A 17,637-nucleotide genomic window follows, 5' to 3' on the forward strand; every position below is an offset into this window, starting at 1 on the left:
TAGCGTATTTGGTATAATTTCCCTTTTTTCTCTAGGCTTAGCAATATCAAACTTACCCTTCAGCCCGCAGGTGGCCTAAAAAATGTAGCCCCATAAAAAGGGCGGTAGTTGTACCAGTAACATTTATTTCTCCCCTATAAACTTTTTCCATAACTTCAGAAATGGGAACCAATTCAACTTCAATATCTTCTGTAATATCCAGATTACGCTTACCAGAGTACGTAACATTTTCAGTCAGAAACAGATGAATTTTATTCGTATCCTTAATCGGATTATCGTATAGCGTTGCTAGCTTAATCATTCGATCGGCAACATAACCCGTCTCTTCTTGGAGTTCCCGACGTGCGGCAGTTTCCGCACTTTCTGTTTCCGGATCGAACCCCCCAGCGGGAAGTTCTAACATAATTTCATTAGTCGCGTGTCTGTATTGACGAACAAAAACAACTTCTCGGTTTGGGGTGACAGGAAATACTAAGGCTATATCCGGTCTAACGATGATAAAAAAATCATCAATAACTTTACCGTTAGGCAATTCTATTTCATCTTGCCTGATTGTTACCCATTTGTTGTTAAAAACAAATTGGGAATTAAGGGTTTTCCACTTTTCAATCATTGGTAATATGTCCTAGTGATTGGAAATTTTCAGCAATCATAATGGCAAAAAATTAATCATAGCTCATCAACGATGACTAATGACTAATACGTAACCATTCAGTAATACCATCGGCGATCGCATCTGCCATTTTCTGTTGTTCTTGCGGATTCATCACCAATTCAAACTCATTTGGATTGCTCATAAAACCGAGTTCTAACAATATTGAAGGTGCGGTTGCCGGACGAGTTAAGGCTAAATTATTCCAAAACACACCGTATTCAGGACGCCCCAACTTTTGCACTACATAATTTTGGATAAACATCGCCAAACTATGAGCTTGTGGATGATACCAAAAAGTGGAAAATCCCTTAGTATTTTCGGCATCACCATTATCTGGTAAAGAATTGTGGTGAATGGAAATAGCGATCGCAGGTTGCAACTTATCGATGATCGCCACCCGGTCTTGCAGCGACAGCTCGCGATCGTCCTCCCGCGTCATGTACACTGTAGCACCCTGCGCCACCAGTCGGTCTTTTATCAGCTTTGAGATCGTGAGATTGACATTTTTTTCCAAATAACCGTTTGGCCCCGCTGCGCCTGGTTCAGCACCGCCGTGACCCGGATCGAGAAGAATTTTAATCCCGGATAAACTCTTTTGAGATTCTTTTGTTCTATTGGGGGAATGTCGCAAAGTTAGCACCAAGTTGCTACTTTCATATCTCATCTGATAACCCCATTGTTGCTGGGATTTCAGATTAAAAGTATATTGCACTTGCGAGGGTGCTACTTGTTGCCAATCTAAGCGGGCAACAATTGGGTCATCATCAAAGCGAATGATATCGGTTTGAGCGGTAGTATTGTAGAGAGTAACAGCGAGAGTGCTAGAGCCCTGCTGTACGCTAACTGGCACCGGTACTTGCAGGGGAAAGATAACTTCTGTCGCACCGGGAACCTGACGGGTGCGAAGAGTGCGAATAATCGAAGTAGGCGGTGCAGCAGCTGGAATAATCCTGACTTCCTTATCTTCTATCCAACCACCATAATCCAGTCGCAACCATTTTCCTTCGCGACCGGTTACCGTTGCTTGCGTTCCTTTCGGCAAAGGCGTCAGACGAGAATAGTCAGTCCCTGCGCCAGTGCGAGTAATCGCAGAATCTACAATTACTTCTGCTATTTCTAACTGCGTTGGCGATAAAATTTCAATATTTCCCTGCGCCATCTGAGTGGTACTTTTGCCGTTGATTGAAAGTTGAAATTGAGGACGCCCCAATTTTCCAGCCGCGTTAGCTTTAGCACAACCTTGGTATTGACCGTTAAAAGAGCGAGGATTGGTTTGATATTGTCCGGTCAACGCGGCATAATTGGATGGCACTTCTGCCACTGGTGACTGAGGTACGAGAGGAATAGTTTGATTTCCCAATTTTACAGAGACGGTGGCGTTGGGAGGTGCGATCGCGCTAAAACAAATCAGTTCACCAGACAATTTAGCAACATCCACCCCCGGCTTGAGGGAATCTTTCCCAAACGCCAGACCCACCGGACGACTCGGTTGACTTGACACTCGCGTTACCCTAATCTGGCGTACCTGACCTCCATAGCGGAATGTAAAAATATTATTTCCCAGTCGCAGCGGCAAACTGGGCGCAAAATGTCCCGTCGGACTTCTTTGGATTACTTTGCCATTCACCAGCACACTTCCACCTGCTGGTGCTGTTCCTAGAAAAAAGATCCGGTCAGATGCGGTTTGGTAATTGGCCGGTGGAAAAGCCACATAAAGAGATTTTGCTGCCAAAGCTGGATACGATACCACAGTTGCTAATGCCACTAATCCTAATACTTTTCTCATTTTTTGTCAGTTGTCAGTTGTCAGTTGTCAGTTGTCAGTTGTCAGTTGTCAGTCGTCAGTCGTCAGTTGTCAGTTGTCAGTTGTCAGTTGTCAGTTGTCAGTCGTCAGTCGTCAGTTGTCAGTTGTCAGTTGCTAAAAAGCTTATTGCTAATTAGCATATCTGTGCTACTTGCTAACCCCTAATCCCTAACCCCTATATCAATCTCCAAAAATCTTTGTCGGCAGTCCGTCAATACTTTTTTGGTTTTTCTCTCGCCAATATGCAACTATGCCCTCTTTCCCCTTTTTTTCAGCCCAGTCTACAAGCGTTCTCCTTTCTTCCTTTAATTCATAAATAGGTACGCCAAATCCGCAAGATGTTTGTACCGATTCAATATCCAGCACAATAATTTGTCTTTCTCCCGGTGTCGGCTCAAATAGAGAGTAAAACTTATCCCATTCTTGATGTCTGGGGCCAATGACGCGCCCGCGTCCGTAAAGACGCAAAATTAAAGGCTTCTCGTCAAAGCTGCAAAACATAACAGTCATCCTGGCATTGTCCTCATTGCCAATATCGGGATAAGAATTTAAATGTGCTGCCGTCTCGTTACCGCTGCCAGTTAAATCGAGATAAGCTGCTGTTTTATTATCTATACAGCGAAACGTATCCCTCCCCTTTGGCGATAAGTTAATTCTGCCCGATTTTGGTGCAGTTGCCGTAAAGAAGATTTTTTGTTGTTCAATAAATCTGCGTAACTCTTCATTCAACTCTGAGTAGAACTTAGCCATTTACAAAATCCTCATCATCGCTGTCGTTGCTGCTAGCATCTGGGTGATGTTTGCTAGGGTATGGTAAAATTTTGATTCTGCGTACTTCATATTGCCCAGCCACCGATCGCATTTTCAGCAATTGCCAATACTTAATCTTCTTAGCAAACAAAAAAACAGTCAAACTAATTAGCGCTTCATACCGATTAAAAAATTCAGCAAGCAACCCCGTCAAGCCGATAAAATTTCGCTAACATGGAATGCAAGTTGCTAAGAGTGTGGCACAATTAACGGGGTGGGTTGCGAGAACGCACTAATTTTAAGCATATTATGACTAAGTTTGTCTTTGTGACCGGCGGGGTCGTCTCCAGTATTGGCAAGGGAATTGTCGCCGCCAGCTTGGGGCGGTTATTGAAATCGCGGGATTATTCTGTCTCGATTCTGAAACTTGACCCCTATATCAATGTCGATCCCGGAACGATGAGTCCCTACCAGCACGGGGAAGTATTTGTCACGGAAGATGGTGCCGAAACAGACCTGGACTTGGGACACTACGAGCGCTTCACGGATACGTCGATGTCTCGCCTCAACAGCGTCACGACGGGCTCGATTTACCAAGCAGTAATTAACAAAGAGCGCCGGGGCGACTATATGGGGGGTACGGTGCAGGTAATTCCCCACATCACCAACGAGATTAAAGAGCGGATACAAAGAGTAGCAAAAAATACAAATCCAGATGTAGTAATTACGGAGATAGGCGGCACTGTAGGGGATATTGAATCCTTACCTTTCATGGAAGCGATTCGGCAGCTCCGCAAGGATGTGGGACGGCAGAACGTGCTATACGTACACGTAACGCTGGTGCCTTGGATCGCTTCGGCAGGGGAGATGAAAACGAAGCCGACGCAGCATTCGGTGAAAGAATTGAGATCGATCGGGATTCAACCAGATATTTTAGTTTGTCGGTGCGATCGACCCCTGCCATCGGGAATCAAAGACAAACTCTCGGAATTCTGCGACGTGCCTGTGGAATGCGTTATTGCCGCTCAAGATGCCAACAGCATCTACGAAGTGCCCTTGATGATGGAACGGGAAGGACTGGCGCAGCAAGCACTAGAAATACTGCAACTGGAGCAACGCCAACCGGATCTGAGCCAGTGGCAAACCTTAGTAGAGCGCCTTTACAGCCCCACCAACCGCATCGAAATTGCGATCGTCGGTAAATACGTCAGATTGAGCGATGCTTACCTATCGATGATAGAAGCACTCCGTCACGGAGCGATCGCCCTGTCTCTCGACCTTAACCTCCGCTGGGTAAGCGCAGAAGACATCGAAGCCAACGGCGCAGAAAACTATTTAGAAGGCGTCAACGGTATAGTCGTACCGGGAGGTTTTGGCAGTCGCGGTGTGGATGGTAAGATTGCCGCAGTCAAATACGCCCGCGAAAACCACATACCCTTCTTGGGCTTGTGCTTGGGGATGCAGTGTTCCGTCGTGGAATGGGCGCGTCACATTGCCGGTTTACAAGATGCCAACAGCGCCGAGTTTGCCCCCAATACTGCAAATCCAGTCATTAACCTGCTGCCGGAACAGCAAGATGTAGTAGACTTGGGCGGCACCATGAGGCTGGGTTTGTATGCTTGCCGTTTGGCACCCAATACCTTAGCTTATCGCCTTTATCAGCAGGAAGTGATTTACGAACGCCATCGCCACCGCTACGAATTTAACAACGCCTATCGCAATCTGTTTCTGGAAAGCGGCTATGCCATCAGCGGCACTTCCCCCGATGGGCGCTTAGTGGAAATAATCGAACTTCCCAACCATCCCTTCTTCATTGCCACCCAATTTCACCCAGAGTTTCAATCTCGTCCCAGTACGCCGCATCCCCTGTTTAAAGGATTTATTCAGGCGGCATTAGCCAAGCTTTGGGATGGCAAAGAACCACCCTTAGCAGTAGCTTCTGCGGTAAAAGAGCAGGTTATCGCCAACCAAGAGCCCACCCCATCTCTGAATGCTTCCGTAATATCCTAGTCTGAGGCGGCAATTGCTTCCCTGAAGTATCTGCACGCTCAGGATCGGCGTGCAGCTCGTTCCCCATATTAATTGCGGGGGCTTCAGGGGAGCGGTACGACGCCCGGTATAGCGTCTGCTGCGATCGAAACTGCGGTGTAAGGAGAGCCTGTGGCCTATTGGATCAAAATTACTTACGAGAGGAAAGAATATGTAATCGATCTGGATCGAGTTTGTGCTTTTTCATATGAGCCCAACAGCAGGATTACCTTTTGGTTACCAGAAAGCGCTTTTCCGATCGTCATCAATCCCCAGGGGCACCCAGAAGCTCATCAAAAAGTCCTGACCTACATTCAAGCAACTACAGGGCAGAATTTTGAGTCTTATTGGGTCAAAATTCATTACGAGCGGAACGATTATTTAATCAACCTTAAGTGCATCAGTGCTTTTCAATGCGAACCGAACGGCAGAATAACTTTTTGGTTGCCAGATAACGCTATGCCAATTGTGATCCACCCGCAAACTAATCGAGAAGCGTATGAAAAAATTTTGAATTATATCAAACAGGTAACGGGATATTTATTACCCTAAAGCCAATTTGGCTGCACCCACCATTCCCGCTTGGTTGCCCAACTCTGCTGGCAAAAGCTGCAAACCGCTGCGGGAACTGGGGAGAACTCGACGCTCAATTTCTGCCATAGCTGCTGGGAAGAAAAATTCCGCACTCGCACTTATTCCCCCACCAATAACGATCGCTTCTGGCGTCAGAATGTAAATCAGACTAGCCAAACCAATACCGAGATCTCGTCCGTAACTTTCCCAGAATTCTAAAGCAAAGCGATCGCCTGCTAATGCCCGCTGACCCAGTTCCTCCGGTTCCAACCCCGTCCGGCGTCGAATTGCTTGTATAGATACGTGTTGTTCCAAGGAACCGCGATTGCCGCTATTGCATTCTGGGCCATCTGGGTACAAAGCGATCAACCCCAGTTCCCCAGCCGCACCTTGATGTCCGGTAAATAACTTGCCATCCAGGATAATCGCACCACCCACGCCAGTTCCCAAGGTGAGTAAGATCAGATTGGGAAAGCGACGACCCGCACCTAACCAAGCTTCCCCCAATCCCGCGCAATTAGCATCGTTGGCGATAATTGTCGGTAAACCCGTCTTTGCTTCTAACCAATCAGCTAGGGGTACATCTTTCCACCCAGACAAATTAATTGCTATTTTGGCAATCCGACCGGCGGCATCTGCTGGGCCAGGAGTGCCCAAGCCGATCGCTTTTGCCTGACTGCCACCGCAGGCAAGTATAGCATCTGCGATCGCCTCTACAACCGCTTCTGGTGTTGCCGGCTGCGGTGTTGGTACGGTAATTGACTGCAAGCAAGTTCCATCTTCTAGGAATCGTCCCAGCTTAATCGCTGTTCCGCCTAAATCGATTCCCATTACTTGAGGCATTGTTTCGATTTCCATTATCAAAGAAAAAGAGGGTATAGGGTTTAGGGAATAGGGGAAGAGATTTAAAACATAGCATACTCAGCGGTGAGTTAAAATAAGTCAATTGCGAGTAAATTTTTCTCATAGGCGAGCCAACTATGCTCGATCGCTAGTGTCGAATCCTCAGCAGTAAATAATTATAATTTCTCCCCCTCTTCTCCTCTTGCCTAACCGATATTTCTCCTCTCCTGAGTCTTCTAGAAAAGAAATCCTTCGGCTAATTCTGCATTTTCTACGGCTTCACCAGAAGCTTTAAATATTTCCAATCTATAGTTTAGTTCGCTCTAACTTTAGCCAACGCAAAAAAGCTGAGATTGCATTGGTTCGCTACAATCTAAGCTGACAAACGATAATTTAGTAATCTTAAAGCCCACCCAGTTGCTTTTCCCGTACCACGCGCTGGTAAAATTCCTCCAACGCTACTACGCAAGTTTTATCTTCAAAGACACGAGAATTATTATCGATTACCTTTTGGACGATACTTTTTCTCCATTCCGGATCTAAACCCAAGCGGACTGCTATTTCAATATATTCATCTTCATTACGAGCAATTGTTTCCGTCACTCCCAGCATTTTCAAGATGCCGTAGGAATGACGACCGCGCATGAATTCGCCGGGACAGGTAACGATCGGTAAATGAGAGGCGATCGCTTGTAGCGTTGTGTTCCCCCCAGACCAACTAAAAGTATCTATATAAACATCTGAAACTAAGTTTAAACTCATATAATCCTTGCCACTAAGTCTCGGCAATATAGTGCAATAATCTTCGCTATTCAAGCCCATGCTGGCAAAAGCTTTTTGAAGTCTTTGCCGAAACTTTTCTGTTATCCATTTACCTTTCTGAGAACTTAGAAAGGCAAATTGAGCTTGGGGAACCCGCTTTGCAATGGCTGGAAATATATAGTCATACTGCGGCAAGTATTTGTACAAAGACTGACTGGATAAATAAACGATCGCATTCTCTCTTATTCCTAATCCAGCGCGGGTTTTTCTTTGTTCTGGTAACAGAGGTTTTGAGTAGCAGAAGCCTATATTGGGCAGAGAGATTAAATTTTCCGAATAATGTTCTGTTGCATTTTCCGGTTCCATCAATTCGCAGGATAAAAAGTAGTCGATCGTCGGTATGCCCGAAGTAATTGGATGCGCCCAAGTAGTACACTGTATTGGTGCAAGCCGAAGTCCTGCCATCTGTGTAATCTGTGCCTGCATCCCGATATCTAGAAATACCAGTACGTGCAAATTGTCGGCAATAATTTGTTCGCAGATTGCTTGTGGATCGTCTGGAAGCTGGTGAAAAACTTGGCTGTAAAGCCGGAATTGCTCGTTTATTGGGTCCCATTGCCGATTATTGTAATAAGAGTAAACCTCTATTTTGTTAGGATCGTGATTTTTCAGCCAGCCTAAAGCTAATAAACCCACTGAATGGCTGTAGAGATGAGGAGAAATATATCCTACCCGAATTTTGCCATCTTCACTCAGGGGTGGCATGGGCAGAGGTCTTACCCATTCAGGATATTTAGCGCCCATGACTTTATGTACGAATTCTCCATACTTGATTTGTAAGTCTAAATCATTTTTTCCTTGGTACTGTAAGTAAAAATTTGTCCGACATCCTATTCCTATTACTGCTTTGTTTATCGCTTCTTCAGTATCTAAATTGGTTTCCAGAACTAATTCTTCTAGGTGGTGGATAAACCGAGAACGGTAATAATCAATTTCTTCGTTTGTATCGTAAACAATCGGCAGCAACCGTTGCTTTTCAAGCTTCAAACTCAAATCGTTCGGCAACATTTGCGAAGCTTGGGTTGCGAGTTCGATCGCTTCCTCAGTCATCCCAAAATCTTGCATAGAAATTACCAGCATAAAGTAAAGATAAGCTGAATTGGGATGTTGCTTGATGCCTTCTTGGTAAGTTTTTATAGTTTCTTCTGCTTGATTCAATTTTTTGTAACACTCAGCCAAAGCGTTATAAAAGTATATATCGCCAGTTCGGTAGGTCAAGAATTTTTTATAATACTCGATCGCTTCTTCATATTTTCCCTCTCTATAAGCAGCATAACCGAAGTATTCGGCTGCTTCTGCTGGAGCTTGTTTAGCTTCAAAAGCCAACCCTAAGTTGTAGAGTATAAACGGTTCTGCATTCTTTAATTGCAAAGCTTTTTCATAATATTCGATCGCTTCATCAAGTTGGTTTTTCGTTCTCAAAACATTTCCCAAATTAAGGTAGCTGCCATAAAGATCGGGATTGGCGGCGATCGCCTGACGGTAAATTGACTCAGCCCGATCCAAATCGCCCTCTGCTAACCATATATTTCCGATGTTATTATAAGCATCAATTATTTCGGGATTAAGCGCGATCGCTTGTTCGTAAGCCCTAATCGCTTTCGGCGCGTTATCCATTTTTTCCATTATCAAACCAAAACTATAATGGTATAGAGCTACTGAACTATCCATCTGCAAAGCTTTTATTAGCATAAGTAGTGCATCTTGGTATTCCTCCTTCATGTAATAAAGCATCGCCAAATTATGCCACGCATTTGCTTGCTTTCCATCCCATGATATAATTTCTCTGTATTTTGTTTCTGCTTCGCTAAACTGATTAAAATGTTGCAACGCTAAGGCTTCTTTATAGAGAGTCTTTATTGCTTGTTCTTTTTCTTTCTCAAATTCTAAATTTAATTTAGCAATTGCTTTTATTGCTTTCTCGTTACGACATTCTTCGGCAACAGTAGACCAATTATATAAATTTTCTTGATTTATATCCCAGCTTAAAATTTGAATCCCATTACCAAACTTGGGAAAATCTAACAGCAATTGACACTGACGGTGAGCAGCTAAAAAGTCCCAAGTTGCCTGTTGCGCTGCACTGCAATTACTGTGATTTACAATTATTAAAGCTCGCTCTGCCAGGAAAGGCTTTACTAGAAGTAGTGCTACTAACTCAGATCTGTAGTCGTGTGGGCCATCATAAAAATACACGCCAATTTTTGCTTCTGGCATAATTTCTCTTAGATCGAAGAAAAATTCTTCAAACTCTTGTTCGCAGAAAAATACTTGTCTATCTAGAGCCAAACTCGATAATTTTTCAATAATTTGCTCTTGGGCATTCTCCGCAACATCAATTTCCGAGAATTTGTCCACTGCATAAGCCATTTTTTCTGGGTTATCTAGCAGTGCGCCGAGCAAATTCTCTACGGGCAAGCAACCTATTTGGCAGTAAACTTCATCTGCTTCCATGCACTCCACGGCAAAATTTAGCAGTTGCATCACGTTAGCTGCGGACTTTGCTTGAGTTCGATCGAGGATAGGTTGAAATCGATCTGATTTGGGACTTACCGATTTGTCTCCCCAATTTTCATATAATGCTGGTAGTTCTTGGATAAATCTTCGCTCGTCCATTTTCAAATTCCTCGTTATTATCAAATTATATCATCGCTCTTAATAAGTAGTCATTGGGCTAACGTTTCTGCTTCAAATCCAAAATTTTCGCGAGCATTCAGCTATCAGCAGTCAGCCCAGCCATCAGCTAATCCTCCAGATAGGACTTAAGTAGGGGTGGGGTACCCCGCCCCTACTGCTGGCGATCAATTCTTCCCAAAGCTCTACGCTGATACCTGACGGCTGAATGCTTACAAATTTTCAGCCCAAATACTTTGCCTGTCAATCTACAATCCTAAAAGAATTCAAGAAATTTTGAAATTCCCGTTCTGCTTGCTGGTAAGCCGCCCTTTTTTGGTTAAATGCAGTTTGAGAAATTTGTTTGTCTTCAAATTGCTTTTTCGCCAACTCGAACTCCAGCTTTTTGATTTGATAATTTTGTTGCCTGACCGTTCCTTCTACAGCACCAACCCAATTGGTAAAACCCAGAGTTTGAGTTTCCGGATCGGTGTTGCCTATGGTGGCGATCGCTGTTTGTCCGAGCTTCGGTTTACTTCTTGCTGTCAGCGTCCGAAAACTTGTCAGCGCTCCTTGAATCTGCTTGATTCTCATCAGCGAATTTGCCAAAGAAAACCTTTCATTTAAAGTAACGTTAATCGGTTCGTCTGGATTTCTAACTTGATTTGTGCGCTGGGCAATAGCAGTCGAACCGGAAATAAATTGTTGTGCGTTTACAGATGAATCCGCAACAGATCCAAATAATCCTGCTGCGCCGATGGGAATCGTCAAACAACCAATTGCGGCAACTAAGAAAACTTTCTTCTTCATTCTAGCATCCCCTGGAAAACACTCACCAATTATTTGACTGATGAGACGATTTCTAGTTCCTATTTTTGACTTTTGACTTTTGACTTTTTTCCCCTCTATTTTCTTTCCCGCAAACCAGGATTGACAAACTCGCTCAATCCTTCACCCAATAACGATAGCCCCACAACCATTAGAGTTAGAGCAAAACCTGGAAAAAAGGTTGTCCACCAAATACCTCTGGATAATGCGCTCAAAGCCATTTTGATATCTTGACCCCATTCTGGCACTTCAGTGGGGAGTCCCAAACCCAGAAAGCCCAAACCTCCGAGTGTCAGAATCGCGTCAGCAGCATTGAGGGTAAACAGCACAGGTACGCTCTGAATTACATTCAGAAATAGGTAGCGCGACAAAACAGTCCAGGTGTCAGCGCCCATTGCTTGGGCCGCTTCGATAAACAGTTCGGTTTTAACGCTAACGGTGTGGTTGCGAACCACGCGATAGTATTGAGGAATGTAGGAAATGCTGATGGCGATCGCTGCATTCAAAACTCCCCGCCCCACCACAAAAGCCAGCGTCATCGACAGCAGTAGCCCCGGTAGGGTATAAATTGTATCCATTACGAAGAGCAATACGCGATCGAGCCTGCCTCCCAAATAACCGCTTACCAAGCCCAGCGGCACGCCGATTACCAAACTGAATGCTGTTGCTAAAATCACCACTTGCAGCGCCGCTTGACTGCCAAACAGAGTCCGCGAGAAAACATCGTACCCCTCACTACTCGTACCGAACCAATGATTCCACGAGGGCGCTTCCCCTTGCGGATTGGTTAGAGATACGGTTGGGTTTTGCAGCCATCCCCACCCCTGAAATGTGGAAGCGAAAATAGCTATTAACACGAAAAAGAGCGTTATCGCCAGTCCTACTGCCATTAGCTGCATGGAAAGGCTGGGACGATCGGCAAAAGGCCAAAATTTCGGTAACTTTCGTTTAGAGATGGTCATCTGTATAAAATCAAATCTATCATTTAAACGCTAAAATAAGTTTAATCTAAACTTTAGCTGTTTTGGTGATACTAAAATCAACAATAGCAATTTTTTTTAAAGGAAAACTACAGTTATGACTGGCTTACGGCTGAATCTGGGTTGTGGTGAAAGACATTTCGAGGGCTATATAAATGTTGATAAATACGGCAATCCCGATGTCAAACAAGACCTGGAAATTTTTCCTTGGCCTTGGGAGGATAATTCAGTCAGCGAAATTTTGCTCATACACGTTCTCGAACATTTAGGCCAAAATAGTAACACCTACCTCAATATCTTCAAAGAAATGTATCGCATCTGCGAACGCGGCGCGAAAATCCAGATTATCGTTCCTCATCACCGCCACGATTTCTTTTTTGACGATCCCACTCATGTGCGAGTCGTAACTCCGATGGGTTTGTCGCTTTTTTCCCAAAGGTTAAATCGCAAATGGATAGAAGAAAAAGCAGCTAATTCACCGCTAGGGTTATATTTAGGCGTTAATTTTGAGTTAATTGAAACTTACTACAAACCGAGTTCGCATTGGTTCGATCTCCACCCAGAAGCAGAAGTAGATGTGCAATTTTTGCTCTCGGAAAGCACTTATTATAATAATTTGATCGAACAAATAGAAATGGTATTAGAAGTTGTGAAAGAAGATATTAATTAAGTATCCAAACCTTTATAATTGAATAGGGCTGTTCAAAATTACAAAGCACATCGCGTAAATTCTGTTAGAGTTTGCGCTACCCTTTCCAAAACCTCTTGCCAATCTCCAGAACGATTTTGCCGGAACAAACGCACGCTGGGATACCAAGGAGTATCTTCGCGATCGATCATCCATCGCCAGTCGGGATTATAGCATAAAAGCACCCATACTGGCTTACCCATTGCTCCAGCTAAATGGGCAACAGCGGTATCGACAGTTATTACTAAATCGAGTTGGGCTATCACCGCAGCGGTATCGGCAAAATCATTAATTTTACTGTTTAAGTCTACTAGGTTTATTGGTAAGGATATTTCGCTTATTTCTGCTGCTTTTGGCCCTTTTTGCAAGCTGTAGAAAGTAATATGGGAAATGTTGAAAATAGGCAAAAACTGCTGGAGAGAAGTGGATCTTTTGCGATCGTCTAAATGTTTGGGATTACCCGCCCAAACTATCCCTACTTTTAAGTAAGATTCGTCTGAATCATCCAGTGGAAATCTAACCTCTTTTAGAGGTGCTATATAGGGAATTGTGGCTGGTATAGTTTCCAGAGTTGTTCCCAAGATGCGGGGTACACTGAGGAGGGGGATGTAAACATCAAATTCAGGTAAAGTTTCGCCTATAGCTACTACCTTATCAATTCCTTCAACATTTCTCAGCAATCTCACCAACTGTTGGTGAGATTCAACTATTATGCAAGCGCCAAGCTTTACCAATAAAGGTACGTAACGGATAAATTGAATTAGATCTCCTATCCCCTGTTCGGCTTGTAGTAGAATAGTTTTACCTTCAATATTTGAACCATCCCAGATAGGTTTAGGTAGAAAGCGGGGTTGGTTTTCTTTTCGTTGCCAGCGCCATTCGTATTCGATAAAGCCGCGTTCGTAGTCTCCTAATCTAAGCAAGATTAACGCTCGATTCCAATGAGCATCTGCATAATTTGGCTTGATTTCAATGGCTCGATCGCAACATTCTAATGCTTTTTCGTATTGTCTGTGCTTTTGATAAGATACAGCCAAATTATTGTAAGATTCAACATTGTCTGGCTCTAAATTCAAACCTTGCTGGAAACAAGCAAGCGCTTCTTCCATTTTGCCTTGGCTGTTAAAAACACTGCCCAAGTTATTGTATGTTAAAGCATTATTGGAATCTAGCGTTATGGATTGTTGGTAGCAAGCGATCGCCTCTTCAAATTTACCCTTTCTCTGCAACGAATTACCCAAATTATTCAGAACAGTAGGAGATTTTGGAGAGATAGCAAGCGATTGTTGGTAATGCGCGATCGCTTCTTCCAGCCTATTCAATTGATGAAAAGCATTGCCTAAATGATAATAAGTTATGGCGTCGTTTGGCTCCAATTCAATACCTTCTTGGTAATAGGCGATCGCCTCTTCTAATTTACCTTGACTATAGAGAACGTTACCTAAATTTTTATACGCAATGGGGTTTTTCGGATCTTGTTCTACGAACTGGAAATAAATTTTTTCTGCTTGTTCGTACTTCCCTGTTTCTAAGTATTTTATTCCTTCTATTTGTAAGATGTCGAGTAATTCCTTAGTTAAACGTTCAATTTCTTCCGGTTCTCCTTCAAAAAGTACAGAAAACCAGCAAGCCTGTGCTTCTTCTTCTCGTCCTGCTAAAAGCAGAGCCAATCCTAATTGCCAATAATTAGATTTTACATTAGGCGCGGCCTCAATACATTGCTCGTAGAGAGCGATCGCCTCATCGTACTTGTCTTGATTTAAATATTCTTCCGCTTGTTTTAGCAAATCAGTTATGTTCATAAATTGATTTTATACAAAAGTTAGATATTTGAATGTAAAATTACTTAAATTAAATATACAACAGAAACCGGGTTTCTTCAAGACAGAAACCCGGTTTCTTCAAGAAACCGGGTTTCTCTGTACGCATCACTACAAGTAACTTTCAATTAACTGGCGATATTGACTCTTAGGTTTAATGCCTTTCAGTTCGGTTAGCAACTCTTTGTCTTTGAAAAACTGAATTGTTGGCGTGCCAGTAACGCCAGCGTTTTCGGCAATTTCTGGGTCTTGTTCGATGTCAATTTCCACGAAATGAATTTTGCCGTCAAATTCATCCACCACTTTATTTAAAATGGGCTTGAGAGTATGGCAAGGGCCGCAGTGAGGTGACACATACTTAACTACTAGCAGACGATCGCTCTCATGGAAAAGCTTCCGTAACGCATAACCACCATACTGGCGAGTCGCCCCCAAATCAAACTCCGATGCTTGCTCAATTTCCGTTTTCTTCGCTGTTGCAGGACTATCTGGCTTTTCAGGCGCAGACGTTTGATGAAATTCTTGAATCAAACCATGAGCCGAAAGCCACCTTTCTGCTAGCATTGCCGCCATACAGCCACTACCAGCAGCAGTAATACCTTGGCGAAACTCATGGTCTTGCACGTCTCCAGCCGCAAACACGCCTTCTACGCTGGTTTCCACAGAACCGGGCTTGGTGACAATGTAACCTACTTCATCGAGTTCTAACTGTCCTTTAAACAAAGAAGTATTGGGAGTATGACCGATCGCGTAGAATAACCCCTTCACTGCCAGCACGCTTTCTTCACCAGTCTTAGTATCGCGGATTTTGATGCCATTCATGCGATCGCCTTCCCCAACTATATCCACTGCTTGCGTATGCCAGTGAACCGCGATTTTGGGATTATTCAGCACCCGATCCTGCATTGCTTTGGAAGCACGCATCCGATCGCTTCTGACCAACAAATGCACGCGAGAACCATACTTAGTCAGGTAAATCGACTCTTCCGCCGCCGAATCACCTGCGCCTACTACCGCCAGTTCAGCGCCGTGGAAAATCGGGGTAGCGCCATCACAAATTGCACAAGCTGAAATCCCCCGACTCCAAAATTGATGTTCGCTAGGCAAACCCAACCGTTTTGCCGTCGCACCCGTAGCAATAATAATGCTGTTAGCTTTAATTTCCCGTTCTTCCGATCGCACTATAAAAGGACGCTGGCTAAGATCCACAAATGTAACATCCTCCGTCACCAACTCCGCGCCCCATCTTTCTGCCTGGGCCTTCATCCGATCCATTAATTCCGGCCCCATTATCCCCTCTGGAAAGCCAGGAAAATTCTCGACTTCCGTGGTCGTCATCAGCTGTCCACCAGGCAACCCCCCAGCTTGAAAGCCCTCAAATACAAACGGTTTCAGGTTAGCCCGCCCTGCGTAGATCGCCGCTGTATAACCTGCTGGCCCAGAGCCAATAATAACCAGATTTTCTACTGTCGCATTTGCCATAGTTCTAAAACAAACTCATAACGACTATGGATAATATAGCATAAAGTTTTGTAACTGTCCGCGTGGATGGCAAGAAGCTCAGCTGTTAAGTCAGACCGTCTGGAGGAAGGCAGGGAAAAGCTGAACGAAGATTGAAATTTTGAGCGAAAAAAGGGAATAATTAAGATATAGCGCTGATTAACCTTATATTTTAGATCGAAACTAAGATATAAAATATAAGATTAAAAGTTAATAGTTATTAGTTAAACTTTTTTATTAACTAATAACTAATGGCAAACGAATAATGGCAATAAATCGATCAAAACAATGGAAAATAAAATTTCCGACCTAGAAAAAATTCGGCAACAATTTGATTATGCGCCTTATCCAAGGATTCCACTAGATCATTACCCAACAAAGATAAAATTTGTTGTTCTCTATAACATGGTAACGGCTTATTACCTGAGATCCCAAAAAGTTGTAGAGACTGAGGGCAAACTAATTCTAGATGCTGGGTGCGGCAGTGGCTTCAAATCGCTAGCTTTAGCAGTAGGGAATCCAGGGGCCAGAATCGTGGGCGTTGACCTATCAGAAGAATCTACTAACCTGGCAAGAGAACGTTTAAAATATCACCATTTTACTAATGTAGAATTTCATACTATTTCCATCTACGATTTACCAAAGCTGGGATTAGAATTTGACTATATTGATTGCGACGAGACTTTGTACCTGCTACCAGATATAGTGGCGGGACTGAAAGCAATGAAAGCAGTCCTAAAACCAGAGGGAATTATCCGCACTAATTTACATAGCTTGTCACAGCGTCGCAACTATTTCACCGCCCAGAAATTGTTTAAAATGCTGGGATTTATGGATGAAACTCCAGGACAATTAGAAATAGAACAGGCTAGAGAAATTATGAATGCCTTGAAAAATCACGTATCTCTCAAGGCCAATACAAGGGTATTGGACGATGAAATGGATGATGAATGGTATTTGATGAATTATTTATTTCAGGGAGATAAAGGCTACACGATCCCTGAAATTTTTGAAGCATTGAGAGCTGCTGACTTAGAGTTTATCAACATGGTGAATTGGCCAGCCTGGAACCTACTGGATCTGTTCCAAGATGCAGGTAACTTGCCTGCTGCTCTGGGAATGACCATACCAGAACTTTCAGTGGAAGAACAACTACATCTATATGAAATGTTGCATCCCATCCACAGACTAATCGATTTTTGGTGCGGTCATCCCAACGCCGCCGCTCCCAAAGTGCCTGTGGTAGAGTGGACTGATTCGGACTGGCAGGGAGCCACAGTCCATTTACATCCAAGTCTGAAAGTACCAGAAGTCAAACAAGAAATGCTGGCCGCCGTTACCAACATTAAAATGTTGGAAATCGCCAAATATCTGCCCTTCGTGAAAGAATCCAGCCTTTTAATGGACAGCATGGTAGTTTCCTGTCTGATACCGCTCTTAGAGAAGCCGATGTCTATGCGATCGCTAGTAGAACGCTGGCGTTATATTAGACCCGTAAATCCGGTAAACTTAGAGCCGATCGCGACAGAAACAGCTTTCGATCTGGTCAAAAAGATATTAACTACTCTAGAGCCGATCGGCTTAGTACTTTTGGAACGCCCACCTGCAAGGGCTTGAGCCTGTTTTTAGCAGTAGTTAAGCCCCAGAAAATTCCCACATCCACCTTGGGAAAATATAACTGCCCTGTACTCTTTCCCAGGTTCAACCAGGAAACAAAAATCTAGAGGCTCAGC

At 43.7% G+C, this 17,637-nt stretch carries 15 protein-coding genes; 5 read left to right on the forward strand and 10 right to left on the reverse strand.

Annotation, left to right across the window (positions count from 1 at the left end; all coding sequences use genetic code 11):
* Positions 1-52 precede the first annotated feature (52 nt).
* Together H6G03_RS01915 and H6G03_RS01920 are read right to left on the reverse strand one after the other, a co-directional pair.
* Complete coding sequence (locus H6G03_RS01915) at positions 53-613, reverse strand: NUDIX hydrolase (protein ID WP_190461512.1); 561 nt, start codon at positions 611-613, stop codon at positions 53-55.
* 76 nt (positions 614-689) lie between these two features.
* Entirely contained in the window at positions 690-2,441 is a 1,752-nt protein-coding gene (locus H6G03_RS01920) for an N-acetylmuramoyl-L-alanine amidase (protein WP_190461514.1), read from the reverse strand.
* 3 nt (positions 2,442-2,444) lie between these two features.
* Here H6G03_RS01920 and H6G03_RS01925 point away from each other — a divergent pair, with 3 nt between their 5' ends.
* Positions 2,445-2,624, forward strand: a complete 180-nt coding sequence (locus H6G03_RS01925; protein ID WP_190461515.1) for a hypothetical protein — start codon at positions 2,445-2,447, stop codon at positions 2,622-2,624.
* Between the two features lie 15 nt (positions 2,625-2,639).
* Here H6G03_RS01925 and H6G03_RS01930 read toward each other — a convergent pair whose 3' ends face one another.
* Positions 2,640-3,209 (reverse strand): pyridoxamine 5'-phosphate oxidase family protein, encoded by a 570-nt coding sequence (locus tag H6G03_RS01930; RefSeq protein ID WP_190461517.1) that lies wholly within the window; start codon positions 3,207-3,209, stop codon positions 2,640-2,642.
* On the reverse strand, positions 3,202-3,372 hold the full coding sequence (locus tag H6G03_RS01935) for a hypothetical protein (RefSeq protein ID WP_190461519.1): 171 nt from the start codon (positions 3,370-3,372) through the stop codon (positions 3,202-3,204). The genes H6G03_RS01930 and H6G03_RS01935 overlap by 8 nt, the downstream gene beginning before the upstream one ends.
* Before the next feature lie 146 nt (positions 3,373-3,518).
* Here H6G03_RS01935 and H6G03_RS01940 point away from each other — a divergent pair, with 146 nt between their 5' ends.
* Entirely contained in the window at positions 3,519-5,219 is a 1,701-nt protein-coding gene (locus tag H6G03_RS01940) for a CTP synthase (protein ID WP_190461521.1), read from the forward strand.
* Positions 5,220-5,369: 150 nt separating this feature from the next.
* Positions 5,370-5,789 carry a hypothetical protein gene (locus H6G03_RS01945; RefSeq protein ID WP_190461523.1) on the forward strand — a complete coding sequence of 140 codons (420 nt, stop codon included), beginning with the start codon at positions 5,370-5,372 and terminating at the stop codon, positions 5,787-5,789.
* On the opposite strand, the gene H6G03_RS01950 is transcribed toward H6G03_RS01945, so the two are convergent.
* The 4 genes from H6G03_RS01950 to H6G03_RS01965 all read right to left on the reverse strand — a co-directional run bounded on the left by H6G03_RS01950 (position 5,781) and on the right by H6G03_RS01965 (position 11,878).
* The gene (locus H6G03_RS01950) at positions 5,781-6,653 is read right to left on the reverse strand and encodes an ROK family protein (RefSeq protein WP_190461525.1); all 873 of its coding nucleotides are present in this window, start codon (positions 6,651-6,653) and stop codon (positions 5,781-5,783) included. The genes H6G03_RS01945 and H6G03_RS01950 overlap by 9 nt on opposite strands.
* 402 nt (positions 6,654-7,055) lie before the next feature.
* On the reverse strand, positions 7,056-10,091 hold the full coding sequence (locus tag H6G03_RS01955; protein WP_190461526.1) for a tetratricopeptide repeat protein: 3,036 nt from the start codon (positions 10,089-10,091) through the stop codon (positions 7,056-7,058).
* A gap of 261 nt (positions 10,092-10,352) precedes the next feature.
* Entirely contained in the window at positions 10,353-10,898 is a 546-nt protein-coding gene (locus H6G03_RS01960; RefSeq protein WP_190461528.1) for a hypothetical protein, read from the reverse strand.
* Positions 10,899-10,993: 95 nt separating this feature from the next.
* Positions 10,994-11,878, reverse strand: coding sequence for an ABC transporter permease (locus H6G03_RS01965; RefSeq protein ID WP_190461530.1), 885 nt, complete (start codon positions 11,876-11,878; stop codon positions 10,994-10,996).
* Between the two features lie 115 nt (positions 11,879-11,993).
* On the opposite strand from H6G03_RS01965, the gene H6G03_RS01970 reads away from it, so the two are divergent.
* The gene (locus H6G03_RS01970; protein ID WP_190461533.1) at positions 11,994-12,566 is read left to right on the forward strand and encodes a class I SAM-dependent methyltransferase; all 573 of its coding nucleotides are present in this window, start codon (positions 11,994-11,996) and stop codon (positions 12,564-12,566) included.
* 38 nt (positions 12,567-12,604) lie between these two features.
* On the opposite strand, the gene H6G03_RS01975 is transcribed toward H6G03_RS01970, so the two are convergent.
* Complete coding sequence (locus tag H6G03_RS01975; protein WP_190461535.1) at positions 12,605-14,386, reverse strand: tetratricopeptide repeat protein; 1,782 nt, start codon at positions 14,384-14,386, stop codon at positions 12,605-12,607.
* Between the two features lie 129 nt (positions 14,387-14,515).
* A complete protein-coding gene (trxB, locus tag H6G03_RS01980) occupies positions 14,516-15,886 on the reverse strand; it encodes a thioredoxin-disulfide reductase (protein ID WP_190461536.1) in 1,371 nt (456 codons plus the stop codon).
* Between the two features lie 306 nt (positions 15,887-16,192).
* Here trxB and H6G03_RS01985 point away from each other — a divergent pair, with 306 nt between their 5' ends.
* Positions 16,193-17,521 carry a class I SAM-dependent methyltransferase gene (locus H6G03_RS01985; protein WP_190461539.1) on the forward strand — a complete coding sequence of 443 codons (1,329 nt, stop codon included), beginning with the start codon at positions 16,193-16,195 and terminating at the stop codon, positions 17,519-17,521.
* Positions 17,522-17,637: the final 116 nt, after the last annotated feature.

It is taken from the genome of Aerosakkonema funiforme FACHB-1375, from assembly GCF_014696265.1.
GTDB classification, from domain to species: domain Bacteria; phylum Cyanobacteriota; class Cyanobacteriia; order Cyanobacteriales; family Aerosakkonemataceae; genus Aerosakkonema; species Aerosakkonema funiforme_A.

Coding starts and splice junctions, on each gene's coding strand:
- H6G03_RS01915 (WP_190461512.1), bottom strand. CDS start 613: ATGATTGAAAAGTGGAAAACCCTTAATTCCCAATTTGTTTTTAACAAC.
- H6G03_RS01920 (WP_190461514.1), bottom strand. CDS start 2,441: ATGAGAAAAGTATTAGGATTAGTGGCATTAGCAACTGTGGTATCGTAT.
- H6G03_RS01930 (WP_190461517.1), bottom strand. CDS start 3,209: ATGGCTAAGTTCTACTCAGAGTTGAATGAAGAGTTACGCAGATTTATT.
- H6G03_RS01940 (WP_190461521.1), top strand. CDS start 3,519: ATGACTAAGTTTGTCTTTGTGACCGGCGGGGTCGTCTCCAGTATTGGC.
- H6G03_RS01950 (WP_190461525.1), bottom strand. CDS start 6,653: ATGCCTCAAGTAATGGGAATCGATTTAGGCGGAACAGCGATTAAGCTG.
- H6G03_RS01955 (WP_190461526.1), bottom strand. CDS start 10,091: ATGGACGAGCGAAGATTTATCCAAGAACTACCAGCATTATATGAAAAT.
- H6G03_RS01960 (WP_190461528.1), bottom strand. CDS start 10,898: ATGAAGAAGAAAGTTTTCTTAGTTGCCGCAATTGGTTGTTTGACGATT.
- H6G03_RS01965 (WP_190461530.1), bottom strand. CDS start 11,878: ATGACCATCTCTAAACGAAAGTTACCGAAATTTTGGCCTTTTGCCGAT.
- H6G03_RS01970 (WP_190461533.1), top strand. CDS start 11,994: ATGACTGGCTTACGGCTGAATCTGGGTTGTGGTGAAAGACATTTCGAG.
- H6G03_RS01975 (WP_190461535.1), bottom strand. CDS start 14,386: ATGAACATAACTGATTTGCTAAAACAAGCGGAAGAATATTTAAATCAA.
- trxB (WP_190461536.1), bottom strand. CDS start 15,886: ATGGCAAATGCGACAGTAGAAAATCTGGTTATTATTGGCTCTGGGCCA.
- H6G03_RS01985 (WP_190461539.1), top strand. CDS start 16,193: ATGGAAAATAAAATTTCCGACCTAGAAAAAATTCGGCAACAATTTGAT.